This window comes from Blautia hominis (assembly GCA_002270465.1).
Classification (GTDB): Bacteria; Bacillota; Clostridia; order Lachnospirales; family Lachnospiraceae; genus Blautia; species Blautia hominis.
Window position 1 is genome coordinate 202,725 of sequence record NQOF01000002.1, and the last position, 20,573, is coordinate 223,297.

Annotated in this window: 15 protein-coding genes and 1 tRNA gene; 14 read left to right on the forward strand and 2 right to left on the reverse strand. The window is 48.6% G+C overall.

Annotated elements, in window-relative coordinates:
- The first annotated feature begins 240 nt into the window (after positions 1–240).
- From argH to CI595_RS06990, 4 genes are all read left to right on the forward strand, one after another.
- Positions 241–1,620 carry an argininosuccinate lyase gene (gene argH / locus CI595_RS06975; protein WP_095172570.1) on the forward strand — a complete coding sequence of 460 codons (1,380 nt, stop codon included), beginning with the start codon at positions 241–243 and terminating at the stop codon, positions 1,618–1,620.
- 112 nt (positions 1,621–1,732) lie between these two features.
- Complete coding sequence (gene asd / locus CI595_RS06980) at positions 1,733–2,818, forward strand: aspartate-semialdehyde dehydrogenase (protein ID WP_095172571.1); 1,086 nt, start codon at positions 1,733–1,735, stop codon at positions 2,816–2,818.
- A gap of 58 nt (positions 2,819–2,876) precedes the next feature.
- The gene (locus CI595_RS06985) at positions 2,877–4,898 is read left to right on the forward strand and encodes a DNA topoisomerase (protein ID WP_095172572.1); all 2,022 of its coding nucleotides are present in this window, start codon (positions 2,877–2,879) and stop codon (positions 4,896–4,898) included.
- A gap of 5 nt (positions 4,899–4,903) precedes the next feature.
- Positions 4,904–5,578 carry an acyltransferase gene (locus CI595_RS06990; protein ID WP_095172573.1) on the forward strand — a complete coding sequence of 225 codons (675 nt, stop codon included), beginning with the start codon at positions 4,904–4,906 and terminating at the stop codon, positions 5,576–5,578.
- A gap of 144 nt (positions 5,579–5,722) precedes the next feature.
- Here the strand turns inward: CI595_RS06990 and CI595_RS06995 are convergent, their stop codons facing one another.
- The gene (locus tag CI595_RS06995; RefSeq protein WP_095172574.1) at positions 5,723–6,334 is read right to left on the reverse strand and encodes a metal-dependent hydrolase; all 612 of its coding nucleotides are present in this window, start codon (positions 6,332–6,334) and stop codon (positions 5,723–5,725) included.
- A 124-nt stretch (positions 6,335–6,458) separates the two neighbouring features.
- Positions 6,459–7,217, reverse strand: coding sequence for a TraX family protein (locus CI595_RS07000; RefSeq protein WP_095172575.1), 759 nt, complete (start codon positions 7,215–7,217; stop codon positions 6,459–6,461).
- Positions 7,218–7,444: 227 nt separating this feature from the next.
- On the opposite strand from CI595_RS07000, the gene CI595_RS07005 reads away from it, so the two are divergent.
- The 10 genes from CI595_RS07005 to CI595_RS07050 all read left to right on the forward strand — a co-directional run bounded on the left by CI595_RS07005 (position 7,445) and on the right by CI595_RS07050 (position 20,564).
- Positions 7,445–7,517 (forward strand) — tRNA-Ala (locus CI595_RS07005).
- 332 nt (positions 7,518–7,849) lie between these two features.
- The gene (locus CI595_RS07010; RefSeq protein ID WP_095172576.1) at positions 7,850–9,112 is read left to right on the forward strand and encodes a glycosyltransferase family 4 protein; all 1,263 of its coding nucleotides are present in this window, start codon (positions 7,850–7,852) and stop codon (positions 9,110–9,112) included.
- Between the two features lies 1 nt (position 9,113).
- Positions 9,114–10,205 (forward strand): glycosyltransferase family 4 protein, encoded by a 1,092-nt coding sequence (locus CI595_RS07015; protein WP_095172577.1) that lies wholly within the window; start codon positions 9,114–9,116, stop codon positions 10,203–10,205.
- Positions 10,175–10,768, forward strand: coding sequence for a TVP38/TMEM64 family protein (locus CI595_RS07020; protein WP_095172578.1), 594 nt, complete (start codon positions 10,175–10,177; stop codon positions 10,766–10,768). The genes CI595_RS07015 and CI595_RS07020 overlap by 31 nt, the downstream gene beginning before the upstream one ends.
- Positions 10,769–11,024: 256 nt before the next feature.
- Entirely contained in the window at positions 11,025–12,752 is a 1,728-nt protein-coding gene (locus CI595_RS07025) for a [Fe-Fe] hydrogenase large subunit C-terminal domain-containing protein (RefSeq protein WP_095172579.1), read from the forward strand.
- On the forward strand, positions 12,749–13,921 hold the full coding sequence (locus CI595_RS07030) for a PP2C family protein-serine/threonine phosphatase (RefSeq protein ID WP_095172580.1): 1,173 nt from the start codon (positions 12,749–12,751) through the stop codon (positions 13,919–13,921). Before CI595_RS07025 ends, CI595_RS07030 begins: the two co-directional genes overlap by 4 nt.
- Before the next feature lie 292 nt (positions 13,922–14,213).
- Positions 14,214–14,693: a complex I 24 kDa subunit family protein gene (locus tag CI595_RS07035; protein ID WP_033143449.1), complete on the forward strand. Its 480-nt coding sequence runs from the start codon at positions 14,214–14,216 to the stop codon at positions 14,691–14,693.
- Positions 14,690–16,570, forward strand: a complete 1,881-nt coding sequence (locus CI595_RS07040; protein WP_095172581.1) for an NADH-ubiquinone oxidoreductase-F iron-sulfur binding region domain-containing protein — start codon at positions 14,690–14,692, stop codon at positions 16,568–16,570. Before CI595_RS07035 ends, CI595_RS07040 begins: the two co-directional genes overlap by 4 nt.
- A gap of 11 nt (positions 16,571–16,581) precedes the next feature.
- Positions 16,582–19,278, forward strand: coding sequence for a formate dehydrogenase subunit alpha (gene fdhF, locus CI595_RS07045; protein WP_095172582.1), 2,697 nt, complete (start codon positions 16,582–16,584; stop codon positions 19,276–19,278).
- Between the two features lie 50 nt (positions 19,279–19,328).
- Positions 19,329–20,564 carry a molybdopterin molybdotransferase MoeA gene (locus CI595_RS07050; RefSeq protein ID WP_095172583.1) on the forward strand — a complete coding sequence of 412 codons (1,236 nt, stop codon included), beginning with the start codon at positions 19,329–19,331 and terminating at the stop codon, positions 20,562–20,564.
- Positions 20,565–20,573 lie beyond the last annotated feature (9 nt).

The window sequence follows — 20,573 nt, forward strand, 5'->3', positions numbered from 1 at the left end:
GACCGGATAAAGCCGGCACTACTTTTTCATACGGTCAGCGCAGTAAATGCGCAGATCTGTCTGAACTGTTAGGGAAAAGGGACAGCAGTGATATGGAAAAATTTCTTGCACGGCACCAAAGATAATGATAAACTGTTACCCATAAGCCGGATAGGCGGCTTACGGCTGCAGCGGGGCGCAGGATCCCGGGATAGCCGGAACAAAAAATAAATCAATTTGTAAAAAGTGAGGTACATAAAGATGGCTCAGTTATGGGGCGGACGTTTCACCAAGGAGACGGACCAGTTGGTATATAATTTCAATGCGTCGTTAAGTTTTGACAATAAGCTCTACAAACAGGACATTACAGGGAGTATGGCACATGCCGCGATGCTTGCAAAGCAGGGCATAATCACGGAGGAGGAGAAGGGGACGATCCTGGAAGGCCTGAAAGGGATCCTTGCGGATATAGAAAGCGGAGCACTTGCCTTTTCCCCTGAGTATGAAGATATCCACAGTTTTGTGGAGGCGAATCTGATCAGCCGCTGCGGTGATGTGGGCAAAAAACTGCACACAGGCAGAAGCCGCAACGACCAGGTGGCCCTTGATATGAAGATGTATGTGAGGGATGAGATCGGGGAGATCGACATCCTCTTAAAAGAACTGCTGGAGTCCATTTATAAGGTTATGGATGAGAATGTACATACTTACATGCCGGGTTTCACCCATCTGCAGAAAGCGCAGCCTGTGACACTGGCACATCACTTCGGCGCGTATTTTGAGATGTTCAAGCGCGACAGGAGCCGTATGGCGGACGCGAAAAAACGTCTGAACCTCTGCCCTCTCGGAAGCGGCGCCCTGGCGGGGACCACCTATCCTCTTGACAGGGAATTTACAGCAGAGGCTCTGGGGTTTGACGGGCCGACTTTGAACAGCATGGACTCTGTAGCTGACAGGGACTACCTGATCGAGCTTTTGTCAGGCCTGTCCACCATTATGATGCACCTGAGCCGTTTCTGTGAGGAGATCATCCTGTGGAACTCCAATGAATACCGTTTTGTGGAGATTGATGACGGGTACAGCACAGGCAGCAGTATCATGCCCCAGAAAAAAAACCCGGATATTGCCGAGCTGGTAAGAGGAAAGACAGGCCGTGTCTATGGCGCGCTCATGTCCATTTTGACTACCATGAAAGGCATTCCTCTGGCATACAATAAAGATATGCAGGAAGACAAGGAATTTACCTTTGATGCCATTGATACCGTGAAAGGCTGCATCGCTTTATTTAACGGTATGATCGCCACCATGTCCTTCTGCAGGGAAAATATGGAAAAGAGTGCAAAGAACGGCTTTACCAATGCCACTGACGCCGCAGACTACCTGGTGAACCATGGCGTGCCGTTTCGGGATGCCCACGGTATTGTGGGCCGCCTGGTGCTTGCCTGCATCGAGAAAAATATCTCCCTGGATGAGATGAGCCTTTCGGAGTATCAGGAGATCAGTCCGGTGTTCAAAGAGGATATCTATGAGGCGATCAGCATGAAGAACTGTGTGGAGAAGAGAAATACCATCGGTGCTCCTGGTGAGGCTGCCATGAAGCAGGTTCTTGCACTGCACAAAAAATATCTGGAAGAAAACTAAAAAATGCTTGCTTTTTTCCTGGATTTGTTATAGTATTGTTTAGGAAAAACAAATGTGCGCACGGGAAGAACAAACCCTCCGCACAGAATACATAGACGAGGAGAATTGCCGTATGAGTGAGAAATTAAGAGTGGGTATCTTAGGCGCAACAGGAATGGTAGGACAGAGATTTATCTCTCTGCTGGAAGATCATCCTTGGTTTGAGGTGGTAACTGTGGCAGCCAGTGCAAGAAGCGCAGGCAGGACATATGAGGAGGCTGTAGGCGGCCGCTGGAAAATGGATACACCCATGCCGGAAGCTGTGAAAAAGCTGGAAGTCATGAATGTATCTGAGGTGGAGAAAGTGGCATCCACCGTTGACTTTGTATTCTCTGCTGTTGATATGAGCAAAGAGGAGATCAAAGCCATCGAGGAAGCATACGCAAAGACAGAGACACCGGTCGTGTCCAACAACAGCGCACACCGCTGGACACCGGACGTACCTATGGTAGTGCCGGAGATCAATCCGGAGCACTTTGATGTCATTGAATTCCAGAAAAAACGTCTGGGGACCACAAAAGGCTTCATTGCCGTAAAACCCAACTGTTCCATTCAGAGCTACGCACCGGTGCTCACAGCATGGAGAGAATTTGAGCCATACGAAGTAGTGGCAACCACTTATCAGGCAATCTCCGGAGCAGGCAAGACCTTCAAGGACTGGCCGGAAATGCAGGGAAATGTGATCCCCTTCATCGGTGGTGAGGAAGAGAAAAGCGAGCAGGAACCTCTCCGTCTCTGGGGTGAGATTAAAGACGGCGTGATCGAGAAGGCAGCAGAGCCTGTTATCACTACCCAGTGTGTGCGTGTGCCGGTGCTGAACGGACACACAGCAGCCGTATTTGTAAAATTCAGAAAAAACCCAACCAAAGAGCAGTTGATCGAAAAGATGGTGAACTTTAAAGGGGCTCCTCAGGAATTAGACCTGCCAAGCGCTCCCAAACAGTTCATCCGCTATATGGAAGAAGACAACCGTCCGCAGGTTACCCTGGATGTTGATTATGAAAATGGAATGGGTGTAACGGTAGGTCGTCTGAGAGAGGACAGTGTATATGATTACAAGTTCATCGGCCTTTCTCACAACACCGTGCGCGGCGCTGCCGGCGGTGCTGTCCTTTGTGCAGAGACACTGAAAGCCAAAGGATTTATCACAAAAAAATAAAACTTTAAGTCAGACCGGGGAGCTCCCTCCGGTCTGATTGCATGGAAGAGGAGCTTTTATGAATAAATCTTTATTTATCGCAGAAAAGCCCAGTGTGGCACAGGAATTTGCCAGGGCTCTCAAAGTCCAGACCTCCCGTCATGACGGGTATCTGGAGTCAGAGAACACCATTGTCACCTGGTGTGTAGGTCATCTGGTCACCATGAGCTATCCGGAAAAATATGACATGAAATATAAAAAGTGGAGTCTGGAGACCCTGCCTTTTCTGCCTGAAGAATTTAAATACGAAGTCATACCGTCCGTATCCAAACAGTTTCAGATCGTGAGCGGACTTCTTAACCGGGATGACGTTTCCACCATATATGTCTGTACCGACTCCGGGCGGGAGGGAGAGTACATCTACCGCCTGGTTGCCATGATGGCAGATGTAAAAGACAAGGATCAGAAGAGGGTGTGGATCGACTCCCAGACAGAAGAAGAGATACTCAGGGGAATCCGGGAGGCAAAGGATCTAAGTGCCTATGATAATTTATCTGCCTCCGCTTATCTGCGGGCCAAGGAAGATTATCTGATGGGCATTAATTTCTCCAGGCTTCTCTCTTTAAAATATGGCAATGCCATATCTAATTACCTGGGCAGCAAATACCAGGCCATATCTGTGGGCCGTGTCATGACCTGTGTTATGGGCATGGTGGTGCGCCGGGAACGGGAGATCCGTGAATTTGTAAAAACACCCTTTTACCGTGTGCTGGGCAGTTTTTCGGCGGGCGGACACCCCTTTGACGGGGAGTGGCGGGCCGTGGAGGGCAGCCGGTATTTCGGGTCGCCTTATCTCTATAAGGAGAATGGATTCAAAGAGCGGAAACATGCGGAGGAATTGAAGGCCATTTTGTCGGCTGATCCTCCTTTTAAGGCTGTGGTGGAGAAGATCGAGAAGAAAAAGGAAAATAAAAATCCGCCGCTCCTCTTTAACCTGGCAGAGCTTCAGAATGAATGCTCCCGCTTATTTAAGATCAGCCCGGATGAGACTTTGAAAATAGTCCAGGAGCTGTATGAGAAAAAACTGGTCACTTACCCCAGAACAGATGCCCGCGTGCTCTCCACCGCGGTAGCAAAAGAGATACAGAAAAACATCGGCGGTCTGCGCGGGTATGTGCACGGAAAGCCGTTTGCGGAGGAGATCCTGGCAGAGGGCAGTTATAAGAATCTGGCGAAGACAAGGTATGTCAATGACAAGCAGATCACAGACCACTATGCCATTATCCCCACAGGACAGGGAATGGGTGCTTTGGGCAGCCTTCATCCCTCTGCGGCGAAGGTTTATGAGACTGTGGTGCGCAGGTTTCTAAGTATTTTTTACCCTCCTGCTGTTTACCAGAAGGTGAGTATTGTGTCGGTGATTCAAAAGGAAAGACTGTTTTCCTCTTTTAAGATACTGGTCTCAGAGGGATACCTGAAGGTGGTGCAGAACTCCTTTGCCAAAAAGAAGGAGGAGAGCGCCCAGGAGGAAGGGGAGCAGACAGAGGATACCAGCTTCTTGGAAATACTGCAGACCATCAAAAAGGGCAGTGAGCTGGATATCACGGATTTTCAGATAAAAGAGGGCGAGACATCCCCGCCGAAACGTTACACCTCAGGTTCCATGATCCTGGCTATGGAAAATGCCGGGCAGCTCATTGAGGACGAGGAGCTGAGAGCACAGATAAAGGGCAGCGGAATCGGCACCAGTGCCACCAGGGCGGAAATTTTGAAAAAGCTTATGACCATCAAATATCTGGCCCTGAATAAGAAGACACAGGTCATCACCCCCACTTTGCTGGGAGAGATGATCTTTGATGTGGTCAACGCCTCCATCCGTTCCCTGCTGAACCCGGAGCTTACGGCAAGCTGGGAGAAGGGACTTACTTATGTGGCTGAGGGGGAGATCACCCCGGACGAATACATGGAAAAGCTGGAGAATTTTGTCAGAAGCAGAACCCAGGGCGTGCTGGGACTGAGAAATCAACTGGCGCTGAAGCAATTTTTTGACGCGGCGGCCGTATATTACAAAAAAGCCGGAAAATCCGGCGGAAAGAGGTAAAGAGAATGGAACAGTTAAAAATCAGTGAATTATACAGTGATCTAAACCAGACAATGGCAAAAGAACTTCTGGAAAGCAAGACCTATCCCTGGGAAGTGCTTCCCTTCATCAGTGAATTTATCGTAAAACTGGGCAGCACGCTCAGTGAGGAAGAGTATGAGAAAAGAGGGGAGAATGTGTGGATCGCCAAGTCCGCAAAGGTTGCTCCCACGGCATTCATCAATGGTCCTGCGATCATCGGGAAAGACGCGGAAGTACGCCACTGCGCATTTATCCGCGGAAATGCGCTGGTTGGGGAAGGGGCTGTTGTGGGGAATTCCACAGAGCTTAAAAATGTGATCCTGTTCAACAAAGTACAGGTTCCCCACTACAATTACGTGGGGGATTCTGTTCTGGGATTTAAGTCACACATGGGGGCAGGCTCCATCACCTCCAATGTAAAGTCCGATAAAAAACTGGTGGTTGTAAAAGGTGCATCAGAAAAGATTGAGACAGGGCTGAAAAAATTCGGCGCCATGCTGGGGGATGAAGTGGAAGTGGGATGCGGTTCTGTACTGAATCCGGGAACTGTGATCGGAAGCCACAGCAACATTTATCCTCTGTCCTCAGTGCGCGGAATGGTTCCGGCGAATAGTATCTACAAGAATAAGAACGAAGTGGTGGAGAAGATAGAAGAATAGGACAATGACCGATCCGGTCTGCCGGATTTTCATAATGGAGCGTGGCCTTTTAGGACCACGCTCCTTTTCTTAAACGGTGTGGAGTTTGGAGAGGAGTTCTCTGTCTTTGCCTGCCTTTAGGCTTGCATGGGGGCTCTCATGCGGTCAGATAAAATAGATCCGGTATAAAAGAAACAAAAGCATAGCAGAGAGGACTGCCAGACCTGCATAGAACAAAGCTTTGCTTACCGGTCCGTTAGCATGGCACAGGTCCAGGCTGATGCCGAATTTAAGTGGGTATAAAATACGCACATTTTTGTAGTTGAGCATATCGATCAGCATGTGAGAGAGCATGGCTACAAAAAAATAAGGGGTAAGGTCCGGGAAAATTCCATACACAATACCGCTCAGGATCACCAGTGCGGGCAGGGAATGCATGAAGGACCTGTGCGGCCGGTTCTTTCCAAAGGTGCACACACCAAGGAACAGCAGAAAACTTACGGCGAGTCTGTATATGCTGCTCTCTTTTTGAAAACGGTATCGGATTCCCACATTCCATTTCCACTCGGCAAAGAGCAGAGCGGCGATGACCAATAAGGTGAGTATGGAGATTTTGTTTAGCTGTTCTCTGGAATCCGAGGTTGTTACGTCAATATCGCTGATGACTGAGCCGATGGCGGCTGTACCCAGACATAATAATAAACTGCTTAAGGTTTGCGGCTGCGTTACGCAGATGGCAGCCGCAGTACCTACAGATAGATGTGTTTTTCCTGTCATATGTACTCCAATCCTTAGGACGGATGTGGGGAGGCCGTCCTTTTTCTTTATGTTATTTAAGCTTGTTAGATTCGTTTCCCCATTTCGGTATTCTTTCTTGCAGGGTTGCAAAGAGAGAAAGAGATCAGTATTTCAAAAGGGCATAGCGTATGAGGAAGAGCAGCATCAAATGTACCGGGTAAAAGAGGTAGAAAAAGTATTTGATCTTCCGGCCCCTCTGTCCGTTATACATGTTGATAGGGATAAAAGCCAGGCAGGCGGGTGCTTCCCACAGCAGAGAGAGGCAGCCGGCAATGGTCCTTTCCAGGGGATAGCTCTGGAACAGATACAGTATGATAATGAGAATGACGCCTTTATAACTGTAATCTGTCTTTAAAAGATATCCCAGAAGAAGACCGGCCCCGGCAGCCACAAGTGCCAGTGCAGGCATTCTTTTGCGGGCTTCATCCATAGCCATGAGTGTAAGAAATCCGATCAGCAGGGTGATCATTACATTTTGATAAGAAAACTCCAGGACGCTGCCGTTAAAGCATAGATCGAAAGGGATCTCCGAGAGAAGGGCAAACAGGGCAAGCCGCAGTGCGTATTTTTTTCTGTCAGAGGTGTGGATAAACCCTTCGACAAGCAGAAAACAGAATATGGGAAAAGCAATGCGGCCTGTTTTTCTGAGTGCCCAGTCAATTTTCCATATAAGAAGTGTATTTTCATAGGAAAGGGCCTGGGGCAGATTCATCTGATAGGCCTGCATGTATCCTTTTTCCAGGATGACGGCACCGATATGGTCGATCAGCATGGTGACTATGGCAATAATCTTCAGTGTGGATCCCGAAAAAACAGGGGGCAGAAGCTGCCAGCGGGATGGGCGGAATGATTTTTTGGGCATATTGTGTCTCCTTTATGTGATATTTCCTACCTATCATATAACTGAATCAGGTAATTTGGCAAGATATGTTTCATATTTATAGATGCTGCTTTTGAGAGAACACTGCATTTCGGCGCAGCCTGATTTTGGAGGCTTGTGCATGGCGCAGCGTTCCCTTGGGAAAATTTTATTTTTATACTTCCATTTTTGATAACTATATGCTATAATAACATCGTTGTAAATCTTAAGGGGCATTAGCGCAGCTGGGAGCGCGCCACAATGGCATTGTGGAGGTCACGGGTTCGAATCCCGTATGCTCCATACCTGATTTGAAACCCGCTGTTTAGCGGGTTTTTTTGTATAGTTATTAAAATCGGAAATGAAAATAGTATCCGACCGCAAAGTCAGATGCTATGATGTTAACGGCTTCTGGCTGCTGCCAGGAGCCGTTGCTGTTCTTTGAGCGTTCTACCTTACATTTGGGCTGCTTCTTCATCAGACATACCCCCTTGGACTGATGTCTTTTACTGAAACACAGTGAATTCTTCTGACTTTCTTTAGAAAATTTTTAAAAATCCGCCGACCATTTCTTTAAGTCTTCCGTTTAAGATGAATATAACCTAAGACAAGGAGAAAACAAAGGGGGACTTTTGATGAAGATATTGATTACAACAGACTGGTACAAACCTATTGTCAACGGAGTAGTCACCTCTGTTCTCAATCTGAAGAGAGAATTAGAAGAGCGCGGACACGAGGTGAGGGTTCTGACACTCTCCGAGACCGGAGCTTCTTATAGAGATAATGAAGTATATTATGTGAAATCTATGGATCTGGGAAGCATATATCCCAATGCCAGAGCGGTTCTTCCGTACAGCAATCCTTATATCAGTGAGCTGATCGATTGGGAGCCGGATGTGGTTCATTCCCAGTGTGAATTTATGACATTCCAGTATGCCTCCAAGATCAGCAGAAGATGCGGATGCCCGCTCCTTCACACCTACCACACCATTTATGCGGACTACATGCATTATCTTCCGGGTGTTCTGGGCAGATATACAGCAGGCCGGAAGGCAGGCAAAAAGGCGGTAGCTGAATTTTCCAGAACCATTCTGAACCGGACGGACCGTGTGATCGCTCCAACCGGGAAAGTGAAGGATATCCTTTCCACTTATCAGGTAAAGCCGGCCATTGATGTGATCCCAAGCGGCATAGACTTAAGAAAATTCAGTGGGACACTGAGCCGCGGGGAAAAGGATGCAAGAAAAGAGGCTTTGGGTATTCCGAAACAGAACAAGGTCCTTGTCAGTGTGGGAAGGCTGGCAAAAGAGAAAAATCTGGAGGAAATCCTGGAATACTTTGCAAGACTATTAGCGGAAGGCAGAGAAAACCTTACACTTCTGATCGCAGGGGACGGGCCTGACAGAGAGAATCTGGAATATCAGTCAAAGCAGTTGGGCATAGAAGAGAATGTCTGCTTTACCGGGATGGTTGCCCCTAAGGAAGTGTGGGCTTACTATCAGTTGGGAGACATCTTTGTATGTGCCTCCAAAAGTGAGACACAGGGGATTACTTATATTGAGGCTCTTGCAAGCGGTGTCCCTGCACTGTGCAGAAAAGACGAATGTCTGGACGGAGTCATAGCGGACGGCTGCAATGGCTTCCAGTATGAGACGTATGAGTATTTCCGTATGCATCTTTTATATCTTCTGGAAAATGAAGAGAGAAGACAGGAGATGGCAAAAATGGCAAAAGAGATGGCGGAAGAATTTTCAACCTGGAACTTCTGTACCATGGTAGAACGTGCTTACAGGGCTGCCTGCGAGGAAAAAGAGCAGATTCCCGTATTTCAAAGAGACACGGAACATGCTGCCTGGGGACGGGCAATGATGAAACGTATGATGAGGAGGGTTTCCTGATATGATGAAAATAAATATGATGTCAAAAGCAGATATGGTAAAAGGGCAGGGTGTCCTTTCCGCCCATGATGAGCAGGTGGCGCTGGCGGCACAGGTTTTAAAAGGAAAGTTTGAAGTGCTGCACAACGCAAAGGAGTCCTGTGAGATCACACATTATCATTCTATCAACCCGGAATTTTATCTGGGCATAGGGCGCAGGAAACGGCAGGGAAAAACGGTGGGTTATGTACATTTTCTTCCTGAGACCGTGGAGAACAGCATCCATCTGCCCCAATTTATGAAAAAGATCTTCTACCGCTATATGCTTTCCTTCTACAAAAGAATGGATAAGCTGGTGACGGTCAATCCCTATTTTATTGAGCGTCTGGCGCATTACGGAATACCGAAAGAGCGGGTGACGTATATTCCCAATGTGGTGTCAGAGGAGGATTTTTATCCCCTTCCCCGTGAGGAGAGAGCACGTATACGCAGGGAATACCGTATCAGCAAAGATGCGTTTACCGTGTTGTGTGTGGGACAGCTCCAAAAGCGGAAAGGTGTGGTTGACTTTGTGGAGGCAGCTGAAAAAATGCCGGACTGCATGTTTGTCTGGGCAGGCGGATTTTCCTTTGGCCGGATTTCCGATGGGTATGAGGAAATCAGGAAAATGATGAAACATCTTCCGCCGAATGTGCGTTTTTTGGGGATTGTGGACAGGGAGAAAATGAACGAAATCTACAATATGGCAGATGTGATGTTCCTGCCGTCCTACGAGGAACTCTTCCCCATGACCATACTGGAATCCATGAATTGTGCAATCCCGGTCCTGGTGCGGAACCTTCCAATCTATGATCCGATACTGTTTGATTACGCACTCAGAGGAGACAATATGGAAGCTTTTGTGAGCACGTTAAAACAGCTCAGGGAGGAGCCGGATTTTTATCAGAGAAGTGCCCATGCCTCCTTTGCGGGACATGAATGCTACAGCAGGGAGCATGTTGGGCAGATGTGGAAGGAATATTATGAAAAAACAGCGGCGGAGGTAAAGCGTCCGGTCCCTGTGCGGCAGAGAGGAGGAAAAGTGTGGAGACAAAAAGAACAGCAGTTCTCATGAACCTCTGTACCGTCGCGGGACTGATCGGAATGGGATTTTTCATTTTCTATGGGGTGCAGAACAGGATCTTTGTATCAAAAGATGCCCTGGAACTTTTTCTTCATGACTGTGGTATGTGGGCTCCGGTCCTGTTTGTTCTGATCCAGATCGTCCAGGTAGTGATCCCCATCCTGCCGGGCGCCATAGGATGTCTTGGCGGGGTGCTGATATTTGGCCCTGTGTGGGGATTTGTATATAATTACATTGGCATCAGCATTGGCTCTGTATTGGCTTTCCTGCTCTCCAGACAGTACGGCAGACCTTTCGTACGGAATATGATCGGTGAGAAGAATTATGATAAATACATTGGATGGCTGAGCAAGGGGAATGGGTTTGACAAGGCGTTTGCGGTGGCGATCTTCCTTCCCGTGGCCCCTGACGACCTGTTGTGTTATATTGCAGGACTGACCAGGATGACGTTAAAGAAATTTACAGCCATTATCATTCTGGGTAAGCCCGGGTCAATTCTCCTATACAGCCTGGGCCTTACAGGTATCATGGAGGTCTTAAAAATGATCTTCTGATAAGGATAACGTCCCTTTTGCGGAGCATAAAGCTGCGGCAGAAGGGGCGTTTTTCCGTGTATAATATGTAGAGTCAGAGCAGTTACAAAGATACAGTATGCATGACGAGGTGTCATTTATTGTGGGAAAATTACAAATAAAAAGAAAAATTGAGGAATGAATATTGTATAAATCCAATGATTCATGTATAATGAAATAGATAATTCTAAGCAATATTAACAATCTGCATCATACTGTGCGGACGGAAAAGGAAATTATGTGGATTCTTAAATTTAAACCGGTAGACTGTAAAAATTGTTATAAGTGTGTACGCCATTGTCCGGTGAAGGCCATCAGGATCAAGGATCATCAGGCACAGATCATGCAGGATGACTGTATTCTCTGTGAAAGGTGTACCATCATCTGTCCCCAGCATGCAAAGGCGGAGAAAAATGATGTACCCAGCCTGAAGCGGATGATCGGGGAAGGGTATCCGCTTGTAGCAAGTGTGAATCCCGCCTATGTGGCGAAATTCGGACCAGGCAGTTTTCCGGCACTTCAGGAAGCATTTCTGAAACTGGGATTTGCGGATGCCAGAGAAGCTGCGGAAGGTACATATCTGGTGAGAAGGGAATACGAACGGATCCTCCAGGAGGGTCAAATGGATGTGATGATCACTTCTGTATGTCCCGCGGTGGTGCGTCTGGTGCGGAGTAAATATCCCAAGCTTGCCAAATATCTGCTTCCGGTATTGTCCCCTATGCAGACGCATGCAAAGTATCTGAAAGAGAAGAACAGGGATTGTATTCCTGTATACATAAGCCCCTGTATCTCTCCGGTTGCGGAAATTTCTGAAAAGAACAATTATTCTGCCTATGTTATATCCTTTGAAGAGCTGGACTCCTGGATGGAGGAAAGCGGCATCCGGGTGGAGCATAAGCAGGAGGAACCCAGTCCAAAGCTTTCCAGGATGCGCGCCATGAGCGGTGGTATTACGAGGATTATCAGAAAAAATGAAGATTACACCTATTTAAGTATAGATGGTGTGGAAAACTGTATGCAGGTTCTGGACGAACTGCAGGAGGGAAAGATACATAAATGCTTCCTGGAGCTTAATATCTGTGAGGGCGGCTGCATCGGAGGCCCTTCCTTTCAGAAAGATAAGAGACGCAGAATGAAAAGCTCCATAGATGTGATGGCTGCTTCCATGAAAGACCCTTTCCGGCCGGAGGATGAGGCTGATTTTAATCTTCCCATGGATCTGAACCTGGAGAGGGAGTTTATTGAAAAAGAGGTCACGCATCCCAATCCCACAGAGGAAGAACTTCAGGAAATCCTGAAAAAGATGGGAAAGGCCACCCACCAAAAGGAATTAAACTGCGGAGCCTGCGGATACAACACCTGCAGGGAAAAAGCCATTGCTATTTTCCAGAACAAAGCGGAAATCTCCATGTGCATTCCTTATATGAGGGAGCGGGAGGCAAGCTATGCCAACAAGATCATCAACTCCATGCCGGGAATGCTGGTGACGGTCAATACGGATCTGGAAGTGGTGCAGCTTAACAAGGCGGCCATGGATCTATTTGATATCAGAAGAAAAAAGGCCATTATAGGGCAGCCGGTGTCCAAGCTTATGGATGACTATGCGTTTGTAAATATGCTGGCATTCGGAAAGGGTTTTACCCAGGATAAGATTTTTGTGGAGGAATACAAGGTCTATCTGGAACGTGTCCTCACGTATGATAAGAGTAACGGACTGATCATCTGCATTATGAAAAATGTCACAAAAGAAGTGGCACAGCAGCAGGAGGTGCGCCGCACCAGGATTATGGCTGCTCAGATGGCAGATAAACTGGCAGACGAACAGCTCCGTATCGTCCATCAGATCGCAGAGCTTTTAGGGGAGACCGCAGCCGGCACCAAGGTGGCTGTGGAGAAGTTAAAGGAGACGATCCTCACAGAGCAGGAGAAGCCCAAAACAGATGATCCGGAGGAGTGGTTATGAAGATACACTTTGACAACCTCTTTGCGGATTTTGGACATGTCAGCCTGAACAAAAAGAAAGAATCCCTCTGCGGAGATTATTATATTACAGAGGAAAAAGGCTCAGACACGGTACTGGTCCTCTCAGACGGCCTGGGCAGCGGGGTGAAAGCCAATATTCTGGCAACGCTCACAGCCAAAATGCTCTGTACTATGATGATCAAGAAACTGCCTCTTGACGATGCCGTGGAGGCTATTGCCAAAACGCTTCCCGTGTGTCATGTGCGGAATATGGCGTACTCTACCTTTACCGCCCTGAAGATCAGCGGCAGACAGGCATATCTGGCCCAGTATGACAACCCGGGTCTCATTCTTTTAAGAGATGGAAAGTCCGCGGCATATCCGGAGACCGCGCATAATATCGGGGAAAAAGAAATCCGGGAGGCAGAGTTTACCCTGGAAAAAGACGATGTGCTCATCCTCATGTCAGACGGCGTCACCAATGCCGGAATGGGAAAGACAACAGACGGAGGGTGGGGGCGGGATGACGTAGTCCGTTTTTGTGAACAAAAATATAAAAAAGATATGTCAGCCCAAGAGCTGGCAGCCCATATCGCCAGCGCCTGTGTTGACCTGAATTTAGATGAGACAGATGATGATATCACAGTTCTGGTGATTAAATTATGTGAGCGGGCAGTTACCAATCTGATGATAGGACCGCCCAGTCAGATGGAAAAAGACGAAGCTTTTTTGAGATTGTTTTTTGGATCACCCGGAAAGCATATTGTGTGCGGAGGGACCACAGCGGCGTTTGTGGCAGATTATCTGGGTGAGAGTTTAACAGCGCTTGAAGACACCAGATGCGATGATATTCCGGCCATGTCCGCCCTAAAAGGTGTGGATCTGGTGACAGAGGGACTTCTGACCATCCGGCGTTTGAATATATATGCCAACCGTTATTTAAAAGACGGGCTGGCCGTGCTTGGTTTCGGCAGGAAAAAGGATGCAGCCGCAAGGCTTCTGGAGGAGCTTTTTGAGAATTCCACAGACATCCGTATCTTTTTCGGGAACGCCAGAAATCCGGCAAACACGGAACTTCACATAGACGCAGGAGAAAAGCTGCGGCTGACCTATCACCTGAAGGATTGTCTGGAGAAGGCAGGCAGACATGTGAAGATGAAGATTTGGTAATGGCTCCGTTCCTTGAAAGGATGGGACCGGGCCGCAATATTCGGTAGTCATTTGGCACTTTGGAAGGCGGACATTCGTAACCGTTCAGACAAGCTGGACCGTTACACATCCAGCCATTAAAAATCGCTTCGCGATGGGCTGGATGCCTGCTGGTACTACTTTTTCATACGGTCAGCGCAGTATATGCGCAGACCTGTCTGAACTGTTACGGACATTCAGCATTTGAACAAAAATGTGCGGGTCCATCTTCCAGGGTGCCAGAGGTAATATATTATATATAGGAGGGTAATATATGTTAGACCAATCTTACTACGAAAAGGCAGATGAGATCATTGGGCGGTACGGAAAGAAACCGTCATCCCTGATTCCGATCATGCAGGACATTCAGGGTGAATACCGCTATCTGCCGGGGGAACTGCTCACTTACACTGCACAGCAGATCGGGGTGACAGAGGCAAAAGCTTACAGCGTTGCAACTTTTTATGAGAATTTCTCTTTTGAGCCAAAGGGAAAATATGTCATTAAAGTCTGCGATGGAACGGCGTGCCATGTGAGAAAATCTATGCCGATCCTGGAAGCGCTCTACAAAGAGCTGGGACTGAGCAAAAAGAAACATACCACCGATGATATGATCTTTACGGTGGAAACAGTATCCTGTCTGGGTGCATGCGGGCTGGCTCCCACTCTCATGGTCAATGAGGAAGTGCATCCCAAGATGTCACCGGAAAAAGTAGTTGCGTTAGTGCAGGAATTGAGAGGTGAAGGCGCATGATGATTTCAAACAAAGCAGAACTTGACAAGTGCAGGGAAGCGGCAGAGCAGGAGCTGCAGTCTTATGGATGCAGGATCCTTGTCTGTTCCGGTACAGGATGTATTGCTACGGGTTCCGAGAAAATCTATCAAAAGATGATGGAGATTGTTGGGAATACCCCCAATGTCACCATTGAATTTGCACCCCATGATGAAAAAGAGCATGTGGGCGTCAAGAGAACAGGATGCCAGGGATTCTGTGAATTCGGTCCCCTGGTGCGTATCCAGAAGGGCGACAAAGTGGTGCAGTACATAAAGGTTCAGCCGGATGACTGCCAGGAAATATTTGACCATACCGTTATGGGTGACGGTCTTGTGGACAGACTTCTCTACAAGAAAGAGGAAAAGACCTATGTACAGCCTGATGAGATCCCTTTCATTGCAAAACAGACACGTATCGTGCTGGAAAACTGCGGCAGATTTGACGCAGAATCCATTGATGAATATATAGCAGCGGGCGGATTTAAAGCCCTGGAAAAAGTGCTGTTTGATATGAAACCTGAGGATGTTGTGGAGGAAGTGGACCAGTCCGGCCTGCGCGGAAGAGGCGGCGGCGGATTCCCCACCGGAAGGAAATGGAAACAGGTTGCTGCGCAGGAAGAAAAAGAGCGCTATGTGGTCTGCAACGGTGACGAGGGTGACCCGGGAGCATTCATGGACGGTTCCGTTATGGAAGGGGATCCTTTCAAGCTTATCGAAGGTATGATGATCGCCGGATACGCAGTAGGTTCCGCTGAGGGATATATCTATGTGCGTGCCGAGTACCCCAACTCTGTGGCAAGACTGAAACACGCCATTGCAGTGATGGAGGAGAGAAATCTTCTGGGAGAGAACATTCTGGGAACAGATTTTGCCTTCCATATGCATATCAACCGGGGCGCCGGTGCCTTTGTCTGCGGCGAAGGTTCGGCTCTGACTGCTTCCATAGAAGGCAACAGAGGATTCCCGCGTACCAAACCGCCAAGAACGGTTGATCATGGTCTGTGGGCAAAACCAACGGTCCTGAACAATGTGGAGACCTATGCTAATGTTCCTAAGATCATCTTAAAGGGACATGAGTGGTTCCGTACGATCGGAACAGAGGGAAGCCCGGGAACCAAGACCTTCTCCCTGACGGGTTCCATTGAGAATACCGGCCTGATCGAAGTTCCCATGGGAACCACCCTGCGGGAGATCATTTATGAGATCGGCGGCGGCCTTCAGGAAGGTTCTGAATTCAAAGCAGTGCAGATCGGCGGACCGTCCGGCGGATGTCTGACCACACAGCATTTGGATGAGCCTCTTGATTTTGACTCTGTTAAGAAATTCGGCGCTATTGTGGGTTCCGGCGGACTTGTTGTTATGAACACGGACACCTGTATGGTGGAAGTGGCAAGATTTTTCATGAGCTTTACCCAGAGAGAATCCTGTGGAAAATGTGTTCCCTGCCGTATCGGTACCAAGAGAATGCTGGAGATCCTTGAAAAGATCGTAGCAGGAAAAGGCGAGCCGGAAGACCTTGACAAGCTGGAAGAGATTGCAAAGAGTGTAAAAGACTTGTCTCTGTGCGGTCTTGGCAAGAGTGCACCCCTTCCTGTACTGAGTACCATCCGTATGTTCCGCGACGAATATATGGAGCATATTGTGGATAAGAAATGTGCTTCCCATACCTGTACAGCGCTTCGGAACTACTATATTGATCCGGAAAAATGTAAGGGATGTACCAAGTGTGCAAGAAATTGCCCGGTTGGCGCCATCACCGGCGAGAAGAAAGAGCCGCATACCATCGATACCGCAAAATGTATCAAATGCGGAGCATGTATAGAGAACTGCAGTTTCGATGCAATTGAGGTAAGATAGGAGGAGAGAGAATGATTCATGTTACGATAGACGGAATTCCTGTAGAAGTCGAGAAGGGGACTACCATCTTACAGGCTGCAGAGAAAGCCGGTGTGAAAATCCCTACATTATGTTATATCAAAGACCTGCTTCCTGACGGTTCCTGCCGTATGTGTATGGTGGAGATCGAGAACAGGGGAAGAAAGAAAATGGATACCGCATGTTCCTGCCATGTAAGCGAGGGCGATGTGATCGAGACCATGAGCGAGAAAGTGGTGGAGTCCAGAAGGACGATTCTGAACCTGCTTTTGTCCAATCACAAGACAGACTGCTTCTCCTGTGCCCAGAACGGCAGATGTAAGCTGCAGGATTACTGTGTGGAATACGGCGTAGAGAAAACCACCTTTGCGGGAGAGATGACAGAGTTCCCGGTGGATGATTCCAACCCGTTCTTTACTTATGATCCCAACCTGTGTATCCTTTGCCACAGATGTGTGAATACCTGTAATAAAGTGGTAGGACGCGGAGCCATTGACACCATGGAGAGAGGATTTGAGTCCTCAGTGGGAACACCGTTCGGTGTGCCGATCAGAAAAAGTACCTGCGAGTCCTGCGGAAACTGTGTGGAGGCATGTCCTACCGGAGCACTTTCCTCCAAGAGAAGAAAATCCTTCCGTCCGTGGCAGATTGACAAGAAGGTCCTTACCACCTGCCCGCACTGCGGTACCGGATGCCAGTTCTATCTGGTGGTAAAAGACAACAAGGTAGTGGACGTGGAACCGGCCAACGGACCGTCCAATAAAAATCTGCTCTGCGTAAAAGGACGCAGCGGTTCCTTTGACTTTGTACATTCTGCTGACCGAGTGAAATACCCGCTCATCAAGAACAAAGAGACCGGAGAATTTGAGCGGGCAAGCTGGGACGAGGCACTGGATCTGGTGGCTTCCAAATTCATGGAGATCAAGAAACAGTATGGCTCAGAATCCCTGGCAGGTTTTGCATGTTCCCGTTCACCAAACGAGGATATCTACATGGTCCAGAAGATGGTGAGAACCTGCTTTGGAACCAACAACACAGATAACTGTGCACGTGTATGCCATTCCGCGTCTGTGGCGGGCCTTGCTATGACGCTGGGTTCAGGCGCTATGACTAACCCGGTTGCGGATATCACCCAGAAACCGGACCTGATCATGATGGTAGGCTCCAACCCGGAGGAAGCACATCCGGTTATCGGTATGCAGATCCGTCAGGCTGTGCAGAGGGGCTGCAAATTGATCGTGGTTGACCCACGTGACATTGACCTGTCCAAGAAAGCAGACATCCATCTGAAATTAAGACCTGGCACCAATGTTGCATTTGCCAACGGCATTATGCATGTGATCATCGAGGAAGGCCTTCAGGATATGAAGTTCATCGAAGAGAGAACAGAAGGCTATGAGAAGATCAAAGAGATTGTAAAAGATTATACCCCGGAAAGAGTTGGGGAAATCTGCCACATAGACCCTGAAGATCTGAGAAGAGCTGCCATCATGTACGCGAAAGCGGACAAAGCTCCCATCATCTACTGTCTGGGTGTTACGGAGCATTCCACCGGTACGGAGGGCGTTATGTCCATGTCCAACATGGCTCTGCTGGTAGGCAAGCTTGGACGTGAGGGATGCGGTGTCAACCCGATCCGCGGACAGAACAATGTACAGGGAGCCTGCGACATGGGAGCAGGTCCGAAAGATTATCCGGGATATCAGAAAGTGGAAAATCCGGAAGTACGGGAGAAATTCGAGAAGGCATGGGGTGTGAAGCTGAATCCAAACAATGGTCTTCACTCTACAGAAGTATTCCCGGCTGCTATTGAAGGAAAGGTGAAAGGCCTGTACATTTACGGGGAAGATCCCATTGTCACAGACCCGGATACCCACCACATTATCAAAGCCCTGGAAAACCTCGATTTCTTTGTGATCCAGGAGCTGTTCATGACAGAGACCGCGCAGTATGCGGATGTTATCCTTCCCGGTGTCAGCTATGCGGAGAAAGAGGGTACCTTTACCAATACAGAGCGCCGTGTGCAGAGAGTACGCCCGGCAGTGAAGCTGGACGGCGAAATGAGACTGGATACAGACATTATCATTGACCTGATGAACCGCATGGGTTATGCACAGCCGCATATGACCTCCGCTGAGATCATGGATGAGATTGCATCCGTGACTCCAAGCTACGGCGGAATCAGTCATGCAAGGCTGGATGCAGGTGAGAGCCTGCAGTGGCCGTGTCCGACAAAGGACCATCCCGGAACCCCGATCCTGCATGTGGGCAAATTCTCAAGAGGACTTGCCATGTTCTATCCTGCAGAGTATGTTCCGTCTGCAGAGCTTCCGGATGAGGAATATCCCATCATCATGATGACAGGCCGTATGCTGTATCACTATACCACAAGAGCCATGACCGGAAGAACACCGGGCCTGATGGAGATCCAGGGCACTTCTTATATTGAGATGAACTACAAAGATGCGGATGCACTGGGGATCAAAAATGGTGACAAGGTAAAAGTATCTTCCAGGCGTGGTCAGATCGAATCCACTGCGAGAGTCGGACGCAAGGTTTCCCAGGGCGAGTCCTGGATGCCGTTCCACTTCCCGGATGGAAATGCAAACTGGCTGACGAATGCGGCACTGGACAAATATGCGAGAATACCGGAATATAAGGTATGCGCGATCAAAATTGAGAAGGCATAAGTGACGGTCCGGCTGACGGGATCGTTGCAGACTGAACGGAGACAACAGATATGGCACAGAACTATCCAAAGAGAATAGAATTGCAGGAAGGCATAGACCTGCTCCTCTCTCATACAGAGAGGATGGGACGGGAAAAGGTGGCAGTCAATGAGGCATACGGCAGGATTTTGGCCTGCCGGGTACGGGCAAAAGAAAATATCCCTCCCTTTGACCGCTCTCCCTATGACGGCTATGCCATCCGCTCTGCGGATGTTGCAGGTGCAGGACATGACACGCCGGTGACTCTGAGAATTATCGAGGAGGTACCGGCGGGGCATGCCCCCGAAAAAGTGATAGGGCCTATGGAGGCAGTAAAAATACTGACCGGAGCACCTATCCCTCAGGGAGCCGATGCTGTGGAAAAATATGAAGACACTTCCTTTACTGAAAAGGAAGTGTGTTTCTTTTCCCCCATTGCTTCGGGGAGCAACATCGTAAAAGCAGGGGAAGATGTAAAAAAAGGCGAGATCGTCATGGAGGAAGGCGAGTATTTAAGCCCGGCATCCGTGGGGCTTCTTGCAGGTCTTGGGTATGGAGAGGTGGAAGTCTTCAAAAAACCCACAGTCAAGATCATCAGTACCGGGGACGAGCTTCTGCAGGTATCGGAGGAGCTGAAACCTGGTAAAATAAGAAACAGCAGTGCCTATATGCTGCAGGGATTCCTGCGGCAGTGGGGAATTACAGCGGATATTTACGGAATTGTCAGGGATGACCAGGCAGCGATCGAGGATGCACTGACAACATGTCTTCAGGATGCGGACTGTGTTATCACAACCGGAGGTGCATCTGTGGGAGACTATGATCTGGCCCTTGCCTCCATGGAGGGAATCGACGCAGAGGTGCTTTTCTGGCAGGTGAAGATGAAACCGGGAATGGCAACTTTAGCATCCGTGAAGGATGGAAAACTACTTTTAGGGCTTTCCGGCAACCCTTCCGCAGCGGCGGCCGCGCTGTTTTTGCTGGGGCTTCCCGCATTCCGCAAAATGTGCGGCAAAAAGGAATATAAAGTGCCCTGCATTCCCGTATGTCTTCCGGATGGATTTCCGAAGAAGAGTCCCGGGGGAAGGATCATCCCGGGTATTCTGGAATTTGATCAGGGCAGGGTATGTTTAAACACCAGGAAGAATCAGGCAAACGGTATGGTCAGTCCATGGGGCGGCTGCAATCTGATCGGTATGATCCCAAAAGGTTCCGGCGTGCTTTTGCCGGGGACAACCATTGATGCGCTGTATCTGGGAGAGAACTAGAGGTGTGGA